Origin of the sequence: Achromobacter sp. D10 (assembly GCF_035282245.1) — a bacterium.
GTDB lineage: Bacteria > Pseudomonadota > Gammaproteobacteria > Burkholderiales > Burkholderiaceae_B > Achromobacter > Achromobacter insolitus.
On record NZ_JAYJLE010000001.1, the window covers coordinates 1,207,280 to 1,220,154 of the forward strand.

Annotated in this window: 14 protein-coding genes; 2 read left to right on the top strand and 12 right to left on the bottom strand. The window is 65.4% G+C overall.

The genetic code is table 11. The annotated features are described in order from the left end of the window. The first annotated feature begins 14 nt into the window (after window positions 1-14). Together VCS63_RS05790 and VCS63_RS05795 are read left to right on the top strand one after the other, a co-directional pair. On the top strand, window positions 15-1,031 hold the full coding sequence (locus VCS63_RS05790) for a tripartite tricarboxylate transporter substrate binding protein (protein WP_323878846.1): 1,017 nt from the start codon (window positions 15-17) through the stop codon (window positions 1,029-1,031). A gap of 287 nt (window positions 1,032-1,318) precedes the next feature. Next, a complete protein-coding gene (locus tag VCS63_RS05795) occupies window positions 1,319-1,681 on the top strand; it encodes a glyoxalase superfamily protein (RefSeq protein ID WP_042795432.1) in 363 nt (120 codons plus the stop codon). Here the strand turns inward: VCS63_RS05795 and VCS63_RS05800 are convergent. From VCS63_RS05800 to gtdA, 12 genes are all read right to left on the bottom strand, one after another. Beyond that, window positions 1,678-2,370 (bottom strand): ABC transporter ATP-binding protein, encoded by a 693-nt coding sequence (locus VCS63_RS05800; RefSeq protein ID WP_042795431.1) that lies wholly within the window; start codon window positions 2,368-2,370, stop codon window positions 1,678-1,680. The two genes, VCS63_RS05795 and VCS63_RS05800, sit on opposite strands and share 4 nt — an antisense overlap. Continuing rightward, window positions 2,370-3,122 (bottom strand): ABC transporter ATP-binding protein, encoded by a 753-nt coding sequence (locus tag VCS63_RS05805; RefSeq protein WP_063639389.1) that lies wholly within the window; start codon window positions 3,120-3,122, stop codon window positions 2,370-2,372. Before VCS63_RS05805 ends, VCS63_RS05800 begins: the two co-directional genes overlap by 1 nt. After that, window positions 3,115-4,083: a branched-chain amino acid ABC transporter permease gene (locus VCS63_RS05810; protein WP_042795429.1), complete on the bottom strand. Its 969-nt coding sequence runs from the start codon at window positions 4,081-4,083 to the stop codon at window positions 3,115-3,117. The genes VCS63_RS05805 and VCS63_RS05810 overlap by 8 nt, the downstream gene beginning before the upstream one ends. A gap of 11 nt (window positions 4,084-4,094) precedes the next feature. Further along, window positions 4,095-5,009, bottom strand: coding sequence for a branched-chain amino acid ABC transporter permease (locus tag VCS63_RS05815; protein ID WP_082900563.1), 915 nt, complete (start codon window positions 5,007-5,009; stop codon window positions 4,095-4,097). Between the two features lie 64 nt (window positions 5,010-5,073). After that, entirely contained in the window at window positions 5,074-6,249 is a 1,176-nt protein-coding gene (locus VCS63_RS05820; protein ID WP_063639391.1) for an ABC transporter substrate-binding protein, read from the bottom strand. Between the two features lie 45 nt (window positions 6,250-6,294). Next, window positions 6,295-7,497 (bottom strand): 3-hydroxybenzoate 6-monooxygenase, encoded by a 1,203-nt coding sequence (locus VCS63_RS05825; protein WP_253636497.1) that lies wholly within the window; start codon window positions 7,495-7,497, stop codon window positions 6,295-6,297. Between the two features lie 18 nt (window positions 7,498-7,515). Next, window positions 7,516-8,868, bottom strand: a complete 1,353-nt coding sequence (locus VCS63_RS05830) for an FAD-dependent oxidoreductase (protein ID WP_175199863.1) — start codon at window positions 8,866-8,868, stop codon at window positions 7,516-7,518. Window positions 8,869-8,926: 58 nt separating this feature from the next. Further along, on the bottom strand, window positions 8,927-9,928 hold the full coding sequence (locus VCS63_RS05835; protein WP_042795425.1) for a Bug family tripartite tricarboxylate transporter substrate binding protein: 1,002 nt from the start codon (window positions 9,926-9,928) through the stop codon (window positions 8,927-8,929). Then, on the bottom strand, window positions 9,921-10,304 hold the full coding sequence (locus VCS63_RS05840; RefSeq protein WP_042795424.1) for a chorismate mutase: 384 nt from the start codon (window positions 10,302-10,304) through the stop codon (window positions 9,921-9,923). The genes VCS63_RS05835 and VCS63_RS05840 overlap by 8 nt, the downstream gene beginning before the upstream one ends. Continuing rightward, the gene (gene maiA / locus VCS63_RS05845) at window positions 10,301-10,939 is read right to left on the bottom strand and encodes a maleylacetoacetate isomerase (protein WP_164794685.1); all 639 of its coding nucleotides are present in this window, start codon (window positions 10,937-10,939) and stop codon (window positions 10,301-10,303) included. The genes VCS63_RS05840 and maiA overlap by 4 nt, the downstream gene beginning before the upstream one ends. Window positions 10,940-10,956: 17 nt before the next feature. Continuing rightward, complete coding sequence (locus VCS63_RS05850) at window positions 10,957-11,655, bottom strand: fumarylacetoacetate hydrolase family protein (RefSeq protein ID WP_063639395.1); 699 nt, start codon at window positions 11,653-11,655, stop codon at window positions 10,957-10,959. 83 nt (window positions 11,656-11,738) lie between these two features. Then, the gene (gene gtdA / locus VCS63_RS05855; protein WP_063960401.1) at window positions 11,739-12,791 is read right to left on the bottom strand and encodes a gentisate 1,2-dioxygenase; all 1,053 of its coding nucleotides are present in this window, start codon (window positions 12,789-12,791) and stop codon (window positions 11,739-11,741) included. Between the last annotated feature and the right edge of the window lie 84 nt (window positions 12,792-12,875).

Genomic DNA, 12,875 nt, shown 5'->3' on the forward strand with positions numbered 1-12,875 from the left:
AGGAGAACAACATCATGACGCAGACCCCCCGCCGCGCTATGCGCCGCGCCCTGTTGCAAGGCGCCGTGGCGCTGGCCGCGACCCTGCCTTTTGGCGCGCCCGCCCTGGCCCAGGCCACCGATTTCCCGACCAAGCCGTTGCGCTTTGTCGTGCCCTACCCGCCCGGCGGCCCGCTGGACACCATGGCCCGGATGCTGGCCGAGAAGGTGCGCGGCTCCCTGGGGCAACCCGTCATCGTGGAAAACCGTTCGGGCGCGGGCGGCAACATTGGCGCCGACCTGGTGGCCAAGGCGCCGGCCGACGGCTACACGCTGGTGATGGGCGCGGTTGCAACGCACGCCATCAATCCGTGGCTGTTCGCCAATCTGCCATACGACCCGGTGAAGGATTTCGCGCCGGTGACCATCGTGGCTTCGGTGCCCAACGTGTTGGTGATGAACGTCGAGTTCGCGCAGAAGAACAAGATCGAAAAGCTGGCCGACCTGATCGATTACGCCAAGAAGAATCCGGGCAAGCTGAACTACGGGTCGGGCGGCAACGGCAGCGCCGGGCATTTGTCGGGCGAGCTGTTGAAGGCGCGCGCAGGCATCAATGTCGAGCACATTCCTTATCAAGGCGCGGCGCCTGCGCAGCTGGCGCTGCTGTCGGGCCAGTCAGATTTCATGTTCGACAACCTGGCGGCCTCGGCTCCGCTGATCAAGGACGGCAAGGTGAAGGCCCTGGCTGTTACCACCGCCAAGCGTTCGTCGTTGCTGGCGGATGTGCCCACGGTGGAAGAGTCGGGGATCAAGGGCTTTGACCTGGGAACCTGGTTCGGCGTGTTCACGACGGGCGGCACGCCGGTGCCGGTGGTGGCGAAGCTGAACAAGGCTTACTCGGACGCGATGCAGCAGGCGGATGTGAAGCAGCGGCTGCTGACGATGGGGTCTGAGGCTGCGCCGATGACGCCTGAGGCGTTTGCTGAGTTCGTTAAGAGCGAGAAGGCGAAGTATCAGGAGATTGTGAAGATCTCTGGGGCCAGCTTGAATTGATTTTTTTGTCTTGATGGGCGTCTTGGGTTCTTGAGACGCCCGGCGCGCCAGGCTCTGGCGGTTGAAGCTTGACGTCCGCTGGGGCGATTGGCGTTCTTCTGGTTCTTGCCGACATTTGTGTTGGGGGGGCGTGTCTTGCGGGGCCCGCCCCAGGCCGGCCGCGCGGGCGGCCTTTTGGGGCTTACGCGGTGGCTTGCGTCGTGATGCTGTGTGATTGGTGATTGGTGCTTTGCGGTGTGGCTTGTGGTCTATGCTGAGCGTCTTTGCTTACTGACGCCGGGGCCTTCATGCATATCCAAGCTGCTATTCCCATCCTGCGCATTTTCTCCGTCGAGAAGGCGCGCGAGTTTTATCTGGATTTCCTCGGGTTCGAGTGGGACTGGGAGCATCGCTTCGAGCCGGGCATGCCGCTGTATGCGCAAGTGCATCGCGGCGACCTGGTGCTGCACCTGAGCGAACACCACGGCGACGGCACGCCGGGATCCGCGGTGTTCGTGCGGATGCGGGGCGTGGACGAGTTCCAGGCCGAGGTCAACGCCAAGGGCTATGGCTATATGCGGCCGGGCGTGGAAGAGATGCCCTGGGGGCGAGTGATGACCGTCATCGATCCGTTCGGGAATCGGCTGAGCTTCTGCGAATCATCCGACTAGACGCCCAGGTAGCGCTGTGCGAGCTCGGGCTGCGCGGCGAGTTCCGCCGGGCTGCCCTGCCACACGACGCGGCCTTTTTCCAGGACGTGGTGGCGGTCGACGAGGGTGGCCATTTCCTTCAGGTTCTTGTCGATCACCAGAATCGTCTGCCCTTCCTCCTTAAGGCGGCGCAGGCAGTTCCATATCTCCTGGCGGATCAGCGGGGCCAAGCCTTCGGTAGCTTCGTCCAGGATAAGCAGGCGTGGATTGATGAGGAGCGCGCGCCCGACGGCGAGCATTTGCTGCTCGCCGCCGGACAGGGTGCGGGCGGACTGGGCGCGGCGTTCCTTCAGGCGGGGGAACAGGTCGAAGACGCGGCCCACGTGCCAGCCGGCGCGTGCGTTGCGGGCGGTGGCGATCAGGTTTTCTTCCACTGACAACGAGCCGAAGACGCGGCGTCCTTCGGGCACCAGGCCGATGCCCAGCTGCGCGATGCGATGCGGCGGATGCCCCGCTATGGCCTGGCCGTCGAGCAAGATGTTGCCGCCTTGCGCGGGCAGCATGCCCATGATGGTTTTCACGGTGGTGGTTTTGCCCATGCCGTTGCGTCCGATCAGGGACACGACTTGCCGCGCGGCAATGTCCAGGTCTACGCCGAACAGCACTTTGCTGGCGCCGTAACCGGCTTGCAGTTGCTTGACTTGCAGCATCAGTCCTCCTCGCCCAGATAGGCGGCGCGCACGTCGGGGTGCCGGCGCACCTCGTCGGGTGTGCCGGTGAAGATCGTCTTGCCATAGACCAGCACCGTGATGCGGTCGGCCAACGCGAAGACGGCGTCCATGTCGTGCTCTACCAGCAGGATGGCATAGCGGCCTTTTAGTTCCTGCAGCAGGGCGGTCATGCGTTGTGACTCTTCGGCGCCCATGCCTGCCATCGGCTCATCCAGCAGCAGCAGCGAGGCGTCCAGCGACAATGCCATCGCCAGTTCCAGCTGCCGCTTTTCGCCATGAGCCAACTCCGATACTCGGACGTGGGCGCGGCCGCCCAGGCCCACGCGTTCCAGCGCCTGCCTGGCAGGCTGGCGCAGTTGCGGCAGGCGGCGGGCATTTTTCCACAGGTTGAAGCCGCCGGGGCTGTGAGCCTGCACGGCCATGGCGACGTTGTCCTCGGCGGTAAAGGCGGGATAAAGCTGGCTGATCTGGAACGAGCGCGCCAATCCGGCGGCGGGGCGCTTGTGCGCCGGCATGCGGGTGATGTCGTGGCCGTCCAGCAGGATGCCGCCCGCATCCGGCAGGATTTCGCCACTGATCTGCGACAGCAACGTGGTCTTGCCCGCGCCGTTGGGGCCGATGAGCGCATGCAGTTCTCCGGGCAGGACCTGCAAATTGACGCCTTGGGTTGCGCGTACCGCGCCGAAGGATTTTTGCAGGTCGCGGATTTCCAGCTTGGGGTGATCAGTCATGATGCTTGCCTCCCACCAGCCAACCATAGACGCCACGCTTGCCGAACAGCACCACCAGCACCAGCACCGGCCCCAGGATCAGCATCCAGTGTTCCGTCCATGCGGTGGCAACCTGTTCCAGGCCCAGGTACACAGCCACGCCCAATACCGGGCCGAAGATGGAGCCCATGCCGCCCAGGATGACCATGGCCATCAGTTCGCCGGACTTCTGCCAGGACGACATGTCGGGGCTGACGAATAGCGCGTAGTTGGCCCACAGCGCGCCCGCCAGGCCCGTGCCCGCGGCCGACAGAACGAAGGCGGTGAGCCGGTAGCGCAACGGCGCGAGGCCCAGGCCGATGCTGCGGCGAGGATTCTGCTTGATGCTTTGCAGCGCCATGCCGAAGGGCGAATTGACGATGCGGCGGCATGCCAGGACCCACGCCGTCATCAGCGCCAGGCAAACGTAATAGAAGGTGGCGGGGCTGTTCATATCCAGGCCGGGCAAGGTGTTGCGCGTGTCGATGGACAGGCCGTCGTCGCCGCCATACACCATCAGGCCGACCAGGATGAAGTACAGCATCTGTCCGAATGCCAGCGTGATCATGATGAACTGCACGCCGGAGGTGCGCAGCGACAGGAAGCCCACCAGCAGTCCCGCCAGCGCGGCGCCGGCGATGGCCAGCGGCCACATTACCAGCGCCGAGCTGCTGCCGCTCCAGCCGAACAGGGTGTCGCCCTGGCCGAGATGAAATCCCGCGATGCCGATCACGTAGCCGCCCAAACCGAAGAAGGCGGCATGGCCGAAGCTGACCATGGCGCCGTAGCCCAGAATCAGATCCAGGCTGACCGCCGCGATGGCGTAGATGAGAAAGCGGGTCATCAGATTGATCAGGAAGCTCTCGCCCGTGGCCGACGCGATGGCCGGCACCAGGACAAACAGCAGCAGCCCGATCGTGTTGACGATGGTTTTTCTGGTCATGGATCTTGTTCCTATCGCTGCGCGGGCACGAGGCCGCGCGGCCTGAACAGCAGCACGATGGCCATCAGGATGTAGATGCTGGCCGAGACCAGGCTGGAACTCGCTGAATCCGACAGCTCCGGCGGCAGCAGTCGCGACATCCAGAACGGAATGTAGGCGCGTCCCAGCGCATCGGTCATGCCGATCATCAGCGAACCCACAAGGGCGCCGCGCACGGACCCCACGCCTCCCACGACGATGACGACGAAGGTGGTGATCAGGATGCGTTCACCCATGCCGATTTCCACGGCCAGCAGCGGCGCCGCCATCACGCCGGCAAAGCCGCAAAGCAGGGCGCCAAGCGTGAAGATCAGGGTGAACAGCCGCTGGATGTTCACGCCCAGCGCATCGACCATTTCGCCGTCATCCGCCCCGGCGCGCACCAGCATGCCGACTCGCGTGCGCGAGATGAGCAGCCACAGTCCCAGCGCCACCAGCACGCCGGCGCCGATGAAGGCCAGGCGCATGAGGGGGTAGTTCAGGCCGGGCAGGAGCTCCACCGAGCCCGACAGGAAAGGCGGGATGTCCATGAAGGGCGGGCTGCGGCCGAACAGCACGGTCACCATCTCGTTGGTGAATAAGGTCAGGCCCAGCGTGGCCAGCACCTGGTCCAGGTGATCGCGGCGATATAGATGGCGGATTACCAGCAGTTCCACCACCAGGCCATAGAGTGCGGCGCCAGCCAGCGCCGCCAGCAGGGCCGCCAGGAACGAGCCGGTAGCGGCGGCCGCGCTGGCGGCGCAGAACGCGCCCACCATGTAGAACGAGCCGTGCGTCAGGTTGATGACGTTCATGATGCCGAACACCAGCGTCAAGCCCGCCGAAAGCAGGAACAGCAAAGCGCTGTACTGCAGGCCGTTCAAGACCTGCTCCAGGAACATCAGCATGGGGGACTCCTTGTGGGCCGGCGCCCGGCCGGACTGCGCGCAATCCGCCGGGCGCGGCGCGGGACTACATCTTGCAGTCGGCGGCGTGCACGTCGGTATGGTCGCGCGCGATGACCTTAAGGTTTTTGTAGACCAGCTTTCCGTCCGGGCCGGCTTCGATATGCAGCAGATACCAGTCCTGGATCGGATGCTGGTTGGGGCCGAATTTGAACTTGCCCCGCACGCTGGGGAAGTCGGCGCGGCGCAGCGCGTTGCGGAAGTCGTCCGCGCGGCCGGTGATGTCGCCGTCAACGGCCTTCAGCGCGGAGCCGATCAGGTTGGCGGTGTCATAGGCTTGCGCCGCGTAGGCGGTGGGCGCGCGGTTGTAGGCCTTGGTGAATGCCTCCACGAAATGCTTGCTTTGCGGATTGTCGAGGTCCGCGCTCCACAGGGAACTCAGGTAGAAACCCTTGCCGGCCGTGCCGGTCGCCGCCAGCATGCGGTCGTCCATCGAGTAGATGGGCGTAATCATGCGGATCTTGTCGGCGAGCCCGGAATTGGCGAACTGCTTGGTCAGGTTGATGCCCGCGCCGCCGGGATGAAACTGAAAGATGGCGTCGGGGTTGAGCGAACGGATGCGCGCAAGTTCGACCGAGAAGTCGGCCTGTTCGAGCTTGGTGTAGATCTCGTCGGCAATCTCGCCCTTATAGGTGCGCTTGAAGCCTGCAACGGCATCGCGTCCGGCCTGGTAGTTGGGCGCCATGATGACCACGCGCTTGGCGCCCAGTTCATTGGCTGCCAGGCCGGCGGTGTCGGCGTAGGAGTCGTTCTGGAACGCCACCGAGAAGTAGTTCGGGTTGCAGGCCTTGCCGGCGTAGTTGGACGGGCCGGCGTTCAGGCTGACGTAGAAGCCGCCCGCATTCAGCACCGTCGGGCCTACGGCCGCCATGACATTGGAGAAGTTGATGCCGGTGAAGAGCCGCACGCCGCCCTGCACCATTTTGTCGGCGATCTGCTTGGCGTTGGCCGGCTTGAGCGCATCGTCCTCGACGCGCACGTTGACCGGCACGCCACCCAGTTTGCCACCGCCTTCCTTCACGGCCAGCATGAACGCATCGCGCTCGTCTTCGCCGATGTAGCCTGCGGGTGTGGACAAGGTGCCGATGAAGCCGATGTCCACGGGCTTGGGCTGCGCGCCGGCCGCGGATGCGGCCAGCGCAAGCATGAGGGCGGCGGTTCCACCGCTGAGGGTCTTCTTCATGGCTGTCTTCTCCTATGTTGATTTTTTTGCTGCTATTCGACTGCTTCAACGAAAAGTGAGGCAGTTCTCCACTTTCCAACCGTACAGCCACTGCAACGCGTCGTAGAACTGGGACTGGCTGCGACCGGTCCACAGCATGTTGCGCACGGTGCGTTCGACGCCCCGCGCGTGATAAAGCCTGCCCATCTCTCGCGTGGACCACACCACGCGCGCGCTGCGCGGAATGCGGACCGATTCATACAGCCGGAACGCGGCTTCCAGGTCGTGCTCGCAGCGCCTGACGGCTTCGCCCAGCGTCACTGCGTCTTCCAGTGCCATGCAAGCGCCCTGGGCCATGTATTGCGTCATGGGATGGGCGGCATCGCCCAGGATGGTTACACGGCCCTGGCCCCAGCGCTCGACCGGCTCGCGGTCGGCGGTGGCCCAGCGCTTCCAGGACGTGGGGCGGTCCAGCATCTGGTGGGGGCGGGGGTGTATGCCCTGGAAATAGGACAGCACTTCCTCCTTGCTGCCCTCGCGCACGCCCCATTCTTCCTGTTCGCGGCTGTGGAAAGTCACCACCAGGTTGTATTGCTGGCCACCGCGTAGGGGATAGTGCACCAGGTGGCAATGCGGGCCAGCCCACAGCACGGGCGCGTTGATGCGCAGTTCCTCCGGCATGTTCTCGCGCTCGACCACGGCGCGGTACACCACGTGGCCGGTCACGCGGGCCGGGTCGCCGATCATGCGCTCGCGGATCACGGACTTCACGCCGTCGGCGCCCACCACGGCGTCGGCGCGGTAGCGGTTGCCCTGCGTGTCCACCACTTCCACACCCTTGTCGTCCTGCGACATGGAAGCAATCTGCGTAGACGTGCGGAAGCGAATCAACGGATTCTGCTGCACGGCCTCAAGTATGGACAAGTGGATGTCGGCGCGATGAATAACCGCATAGGGACCGCCGAAGCGATTGCGGAAGGCCTCGCCGGTATCGATGCGCACGACTTCCTTGGCATCCACCGCGTCCATCATGATGATGTGGTCTGTGAATACGGCGCGGTTCCTTGCGGTCTGTCCCACACCCAGGGCATCCAGCGCCGCGAAGGCATTGGGGCCCAACTGTATGCCGGCGCCGATCTCGCCAATGTGTGCGGCCTGCTCCAACAGTTGCACGGCGATGCCCTGACGGGTCAGCGCGAGCGCGGCTGCCAGCCCGCCAATGCCGCCGCCCACCACGATCACGGATTTTTCAGTTTGCGTTGCGTTCATGTGTGGCCTCCGCGCCGTTCAGTCCTGGCCGCCCAGGAACACGCCTTGCTTTACCAACTGCGCTTGCAAGGCCGGGATGGGAACGTCGCCCGGCGCAATGCCGGCGCGTAGCGCCATCGCGGCGGCCGTACCGGCAGCCTCGCCCATCACGAAGCAGCTGCCGCTGACTCGCGCGGCCGACTGGCCTTCGTGCGTCATGGAGGCGCAGCGGCCGGCCACCAGCACATTGCCGGCCACGCCCGCGGCGCGTTTTGGCACCATCATGCGGAATGGCAGCTGGTTGTATCCGCGCGACTCGGGAATAGGCGGCCACAGCCATTTCACGTCGCCCGCCGTGTGCATTTCCAGCGGCCAGCCATTGACGCCGATGCTGTCGGGAAAGTCGGCGCAGCCCAGCACGTCTTCCTGGCTCAAGACGGCTTCGCCCACGATGCGGCGTGTTTCGCGGATGCCGAGCTGAGGGGCGATGTCCAGCACGTAGGCGTTTTCGAAACCCGGTACCTTGGCGCGCAGAAAGGCTAGGTATTGCACGATCTGGCGGCGCCCTTCGAGCTCGCCCGCCGACAGGGAATCGGCATCCGTGCCATCGGCCGCGCTGCCGTCGGCGTTGGCCAGCTGGGTCACGTTGACCCGCCATTCGTAGTCATGTTTTTGCGGACGCACGATGGCGCCGCGGCGCGGGAAAGTGAATTCACCGCTCGCTGCGGCCTGGTCCATCAACTGCGGGATGGTCTTCCAGGCTTCCTGCGCGCGGACGCCGTCAACGTTGCCCACCTTGAACATCAGCGTGGGATAGAGCATGCCGCCGTGCTCGTCGCCTTTCTCGAAAGGCAGGCCGCCCCACTGGGCGATGTCGGCATCGCCCGAGCAGTCGATGAAGATCCTGCCGCGCACGGCGCAACGTCCGGATTTGGTTTCCAGGAACAGGGCGTCCACGTTGCCATCGGCGCCGCGGACAAGGTCCGTGGCCAGGGCATGGAACAGTACCTGGGCGCCGCTGGCCTGCAGCAGCCCGTCGCCAGCGCACTTGAAGGCCGAAATGTCATAGGCCTGGGCATGTATTTTGCCCAGGATCAGGTGCGGATCGTTCAAGCCATCCATGGCGCGCATGCGGTCCAGCAGCTCGTCCGTCATGCCATGGACCACCTGACGGATGTCGCCCCGCACGTTCGCGTGCAGGCCGCAGAAGTTGGATACGCCGGCCGCAGTGCCCATGCCTCCCAGAAAGCCGTAGCGTTCCACCAGCAGCACGCTGGCGCCATTGCGCGCGGCGCTGGCGGCAGCCAGAAGCCCGGCAGGGCCGCCGCCCAGCACGACGACGTCATATTCGCCGTAGAGCGGGACCTGGCGGGCGGGTTCGGTGATGACCATCCCATTCTCCTTGCATATGCCGAGCCGGGCAGCGCCTTGCGGCGCGCCCGGCGCTGGTTTACTGGCCCTTGATGCCCAGCTTCTTGATCAGCGGCTCCCAGCGCTTGAGTTCATCGTCCATGTAGGCGCGGAACTCGGCGGGCGTGGTGGCGGCGGGATCCATGAACTGGGCCTGCAGGCGCTTGGTGACTTCCGGGTCGCGTATGGCCTGGATCAGCGCGTCGGACAGCTTCTTCTGGATGTCGGCGGGGACCTTGGACGAGATCACGAAGCCGATCCATGCAGAGCCTTCGATGCCCTGCACGCCAACTTCCGCCAGCGTCGGAATCTCGGGCAGCAGCGCGGACCGTTTGGACGAAGTGACGGCCAGCGCCTTGAGACGTCCGTCCTTCACCATGGGCATGACGGCGATGGGCGGCAGCGCGGCGAACTGCGTGTCGCCCGACAAGAGCGAAGTCAGCGCGGCGGGCGACGAGGGGTAGGGCACATGCGTGGCGCGCGCGCCGGTCTGCTGCAGCATCAGTTCCACGGCCAGGTGCGACACGGTGCCGGCGCCCGTGGACGGGAAGTTGTACTTGTCCGAGTTTTTCTTCAGCGCGTCCAGCAACTGGCCGATGTTTTCGATGCCGGCCGTGGCAGGCACTACCAGCACATTGGGCTGGTGCACCGCCAGCGTCAGCGGCGACAGGTCGGTCGCTGGCGCGTAGGGCAGCTTGTCGAAGAGCAGGGTGTTGTTGACCAGCGGGCCGGTGATGGACACGCCGAAGGTGTAGCCGTCGGGCTTGGCGTTCGCAATGGCATAGGTGCCGATGTTGCCGCTGGCGCCCGGCTTGTTTTCAATGACGATGGTCTGGCCCAGGATTGCGCCGGCCTTTTCGCCGACGATCCGGGCCACCTGGTCGGGGCTGGACCCAGGCCCGAAGGGGACAATGGCCTTGAGCGGCTGCGTCGGCCAAGCCTGGGCATGTGCCGCGGATACCGGCGCTAGCGCGGCCAGGCCCAGGATCAGCGCATGGGTAGCGATACGGCGCGCCCACAGAGGCGCGGTGTGCTCATTCATGGGTGTCTCCCAGGTCCTTCATGGCGTTGAAGTAGGTCTGTTCGTTGGCGATGAAGGCCGCCACCATGGCCCGGTAGGTGGCGTCCACCACCTGGTCCAGATTGGCGAAGCCCTGGTTGTGGCGTTCGGCCAGCAGGCGCGCTTTTTCGAAGACCTGCGCCTGGCGGGCGGGCGCGCTGACCTGGAAAGCATCGCGCTTGAAGCGCGCGGCGTCCTTTACGTACATGGCGCGCTCGGCGATGAGGCGCACGATCTCATCGTCCAGCCGGTCGATGTTGGCGCGCACGTCAGCCAGCGTGGCGCAAAGCGGACGGTAGGACGGGTCGGTATAGGCGCGCAGCGGGGCGCCTTGGGTATCGGGTTCCTGGTTGCTCACTTTGTATAGTCCGGTTGCCGGTTGGGAGCGGCCTGCTGGAAGGCGGGCTGCGCATTGCAGTGTTCGTAGATGCGCAGCGCATTCGTATAGGCGGAAAGATCGCAGCCCATGCGCAGCGCGTTTGCCACTTGCGGGACCAGGCAGCAGTCCGCCAGCGTGGGCGCGTCGCCGAAGCAGTAGGCGCCGTGGCCATGGCGGACCAATAGCGCCTCCACCGCCGTCATGCCTTCGCGGATCCAATGGTGGTACCACGAGTTCTTCTGTTCGTCGCTGGCGCCCAGCACGTCCTGCAGGTAGCGCAGGATGCGCATGTTGTTGACGGGATGGATATCGCAGGAAATGGCGTCCGCCAGCTCCAGGACGCGGGCCCGTTCGAGCGTGGCGGCGGGAATCAGGCGCGGTTCGGGATAGGTGGCGTCCAGGTAATCGACGATAGCCAGCGATTGGGACAACTGGATGTCGCCATCGATCAACAAGGGCACGCCCGCCGACGGGTTCTTGGCCACGTAGTCCGCGGCGCGTTGCTCCTGCTTGCGCAGGTTCACGGGCAGATAGTCGTAGGACAGGCCCTTTAGCGCCAATGCGATGCGCACGCGGTAGGAGGTGGAACTGTTGAAGAAGCTGTGCAGTTGCATGCGGATTCCCGGAAGGTTCACGCCATCTGCACGCTGAGCGTGCCCAGGCCGTCGACGCCGCCGACCATCTTGTCGCCGCGTACCACGGGGCCCACGCCCTCGGGCGTACCGGTGTAGATCAGGTCGCCGGCTTCCAGGCGGAAGTACTTGGACAGGTAGGCAATGGTCTCGGCCACGGACCAGATCAGCTTGCCGATGTCGCTTCTTTGCTTGTCGGCGCCGTTTACCTGCAGCCAGATGCCGGCCTGGTCGATGTTCCGGACCGAGGCGGCGGGATGCAGCGGGCCGATCGGGGCGCTGAGATCGAAGGCCTTGCCCAGTTCCCAGGGGCGGCCCGCTTCGCGCATCTTCATCTGGAGGTCGCGGCGGGTCATGTCCAGGCCGACGGCATAGCCCCAGACGTGTTGCAGCGCTTCTTCGACGGGGATGTTCGCGCCGCCCTTGCCGATGGCCGCGACCAGTTCGATCTCGTAGTGCAGGTTGGCGGTTTCCGGGGGGTAAGGCAGCGACAGCGTGCTGCCCTCCGCCACGGGCACCACGGCGTCGGCCGGCTTGCAGAAGAAGAACGGCGGTTCACGGTCGGGATCGAAGCCCATTTCGCGGGCGTGCGCGGCGTAGTTGCGGCCCACGCAATAGACGCGGCGCACGGGAAAGCTGTCCTGGCTGCCGGCGACGGGCACGGCGATGGGAGCGGCGGGATCAAAGACGTAAGACATGGGTCACCTTTATGTATGTGTATGCACGGCCGGGGGGCGGCGCGGCCCCGGCCTGAAATGGCAATAGAGGAATGCGGCGGCGTTCAGCCGACGCGCGCTTCGCGCCACACGCCCAGCGCGTCCTGCACGGGGCGGTCGGAATAGCTGAACAAAGTGGCGTCGTCCAGCGCCGCCAGTTGCACGGGCTGCCAGGACGGGGCGACGAAGACGTCGCGCGGGCCAAAGTTGAATTCCTGGTCGCCGATGCGGGCCGTGCCGCGGCCTTCGACCACGCTGTAGACCGTGGAGTCGGTGCTGCGGTAGGTCTTGCCGTGGAAGCCGGCGGGCAGGAACTGCATGAAGGTGGCCATGGTCGGCATGGGATAGCCGCCCGTGGCTGGATTCAGGTAGCGCAGCTTCACGCCGTCCCACGGGTCCAGTTCGCCATGGCGGTAGAGCTGGTCCAGTGCTTCGCGGCTGCGTTCGTAGGGGTAGTTGAAGATGGGTGAGGTGCCGCTGGCGGTCTGGTGCCGTACGGGCGCCATGTTGTGGCCATAGCGGGCCATGCTGTCGCCTTCCGGCCGCGTCACGGGCTGGGTGGCCGAGGGATAGTTTTCGGCGAAGCCCGCGTCGAGGAAGCGCAGCAGCGGGATGTCCAGGCCGTCCAGCCAGACCACCGGCTCGCCGCCCTCGGCGGTCTCCGCATTGCCGTGATCGTGCCAGGTCCAGGACGGCGTGATGATGAAGTCGCCGGGGTGCATGGTGGTGCGTTCGCCGTTCACCGCGGTGTAGGCGCCGCGGCCTTCGACGATGAAGCGCAACGCCGACTGCGTGTGGCGATGGCTGGGGGCGATTTCGCCGGGCAGGATCAGTTGCAGGCCCGCGTACAGGCTCTGGGTGATGCTGGCCTGCCCGGGCAGGCCCGGGTTTTCCAGGATGAGCACGCGGCGCACGGCTTCTTCCGCCGTGATGAGCGTGCCAGACGCCATGACGTCGTCGCGGACGTCTTCGTATTTCCAGATGGCGGGTACGCAACGCGGCGCGGGTTCGCGCGGCACCAGGTTGTGCAGGGACTCCCACAGCGGGGCCATGTGCTTGCGGGCGATGCGGGCGTAATAGGCGGCGCGGTCCGCGCCGGGATTGTGACCGTCGGGCATGCTTGTCTCCGGAATGTCCGGCTGGCGCCGGCTTCGCGTGGCCGCCGCGTGGTTCGCGGCTGGTTCTGATGTGGAGACGATTAT

Bases quoted from the DNA above. Each gene is read 5' to 3' on its own strand.
- VCS63_RS05790 (WP_323878846.1), top strand. From the start codon at position 15: ATGACGCAGACCCCCCGCCGCGCTATGCGCCGCGCCCTGTTGCAAGGC.
- VCS63_RS05795 (WP_042795432.1), top strand. From the start codon at position 1,319: ATGCATATCCAAGCTGCTATTCCCATCCTGCGCATTTTCTCCGTCGAG.
- VCS63_RS05800 (WP_042795431.1), bottom strand. From the start codon at position 2,370: ATGCTGCAAGTCAAGCAACTGCAAGCCGGTTACGGCGCCAGCAAAGTG.
- VCS63_RS05805 (WP_063639389.1), bottom strand. From the start codon at position 3,122: ATGACTGATCACCCCAAGCTGGAAATCCGCGACCTGCAAAAATCCTTC.
- VCS63_RS05810 (WP_042795429.1), bottom strand. From the start codon at position 4,083: ATGACCAGAAAAACCATCGTCAACACGATCGGGCTGCTGCTGTTTGTC.
- VCS63_RS05815 (WP_082900563.1), bottom strand. From the start codon at position 5,009: ATGCTGATGTTCCTGGAGCAGGTCTTGAACGGCCTGCAGTACAGCGCT.
- VCS63_RS05820 (WP_063639391.1), bottom strand. From the start codon at position 6,249: ATGAAGAAGACCCTCAGCGGTGGAACCGCCGCCCTCATGCTTGCGCTG.
- VCS63_RS05825 (WP_253636497.1), bottom strand. From the start codon at position 7,497: ATGAACGCAACGCAAACTGAAAAATCCGTGATCGTGGTGGGCGGCGGC.
- VCS63_RS05830 (WP_175199863.1), bottom strand. From the start codon at position 8,868: ATGGTCATCACCGAACCCGCCCGCCAGGTCCCGCTCTACGGCGAATAT.
- VCS63_RS05835 (WP_042795425.1), bottom strand. From the start codon at position 9,928: ATGAATGAGCACACCGCGCCTCTGTGGGCGCGCCGTATCGCTACCCAT.
- maiA (WP_164794685.1), bottom strand. From the start codon at position 10,939: ATGCAACTGCACAGCTTCTTCAACAGTTCCACCTCCTACCGCGTGCGC.
- VCS63_RS05850 (WP_063639395.1), bottom strand. From the start codon at position 11,655: ATGTCTTACGTCTTTGATCCCGCCGCTCCCATCGCCGTGCCCGTCGCC.
- gtdA (WP_063960401.1), bottom strand. From the start codon at position 12,791: ATGCCCGACGGTCACAATCCCGGCGCGGACCGCGCCGCCTATTACGCC.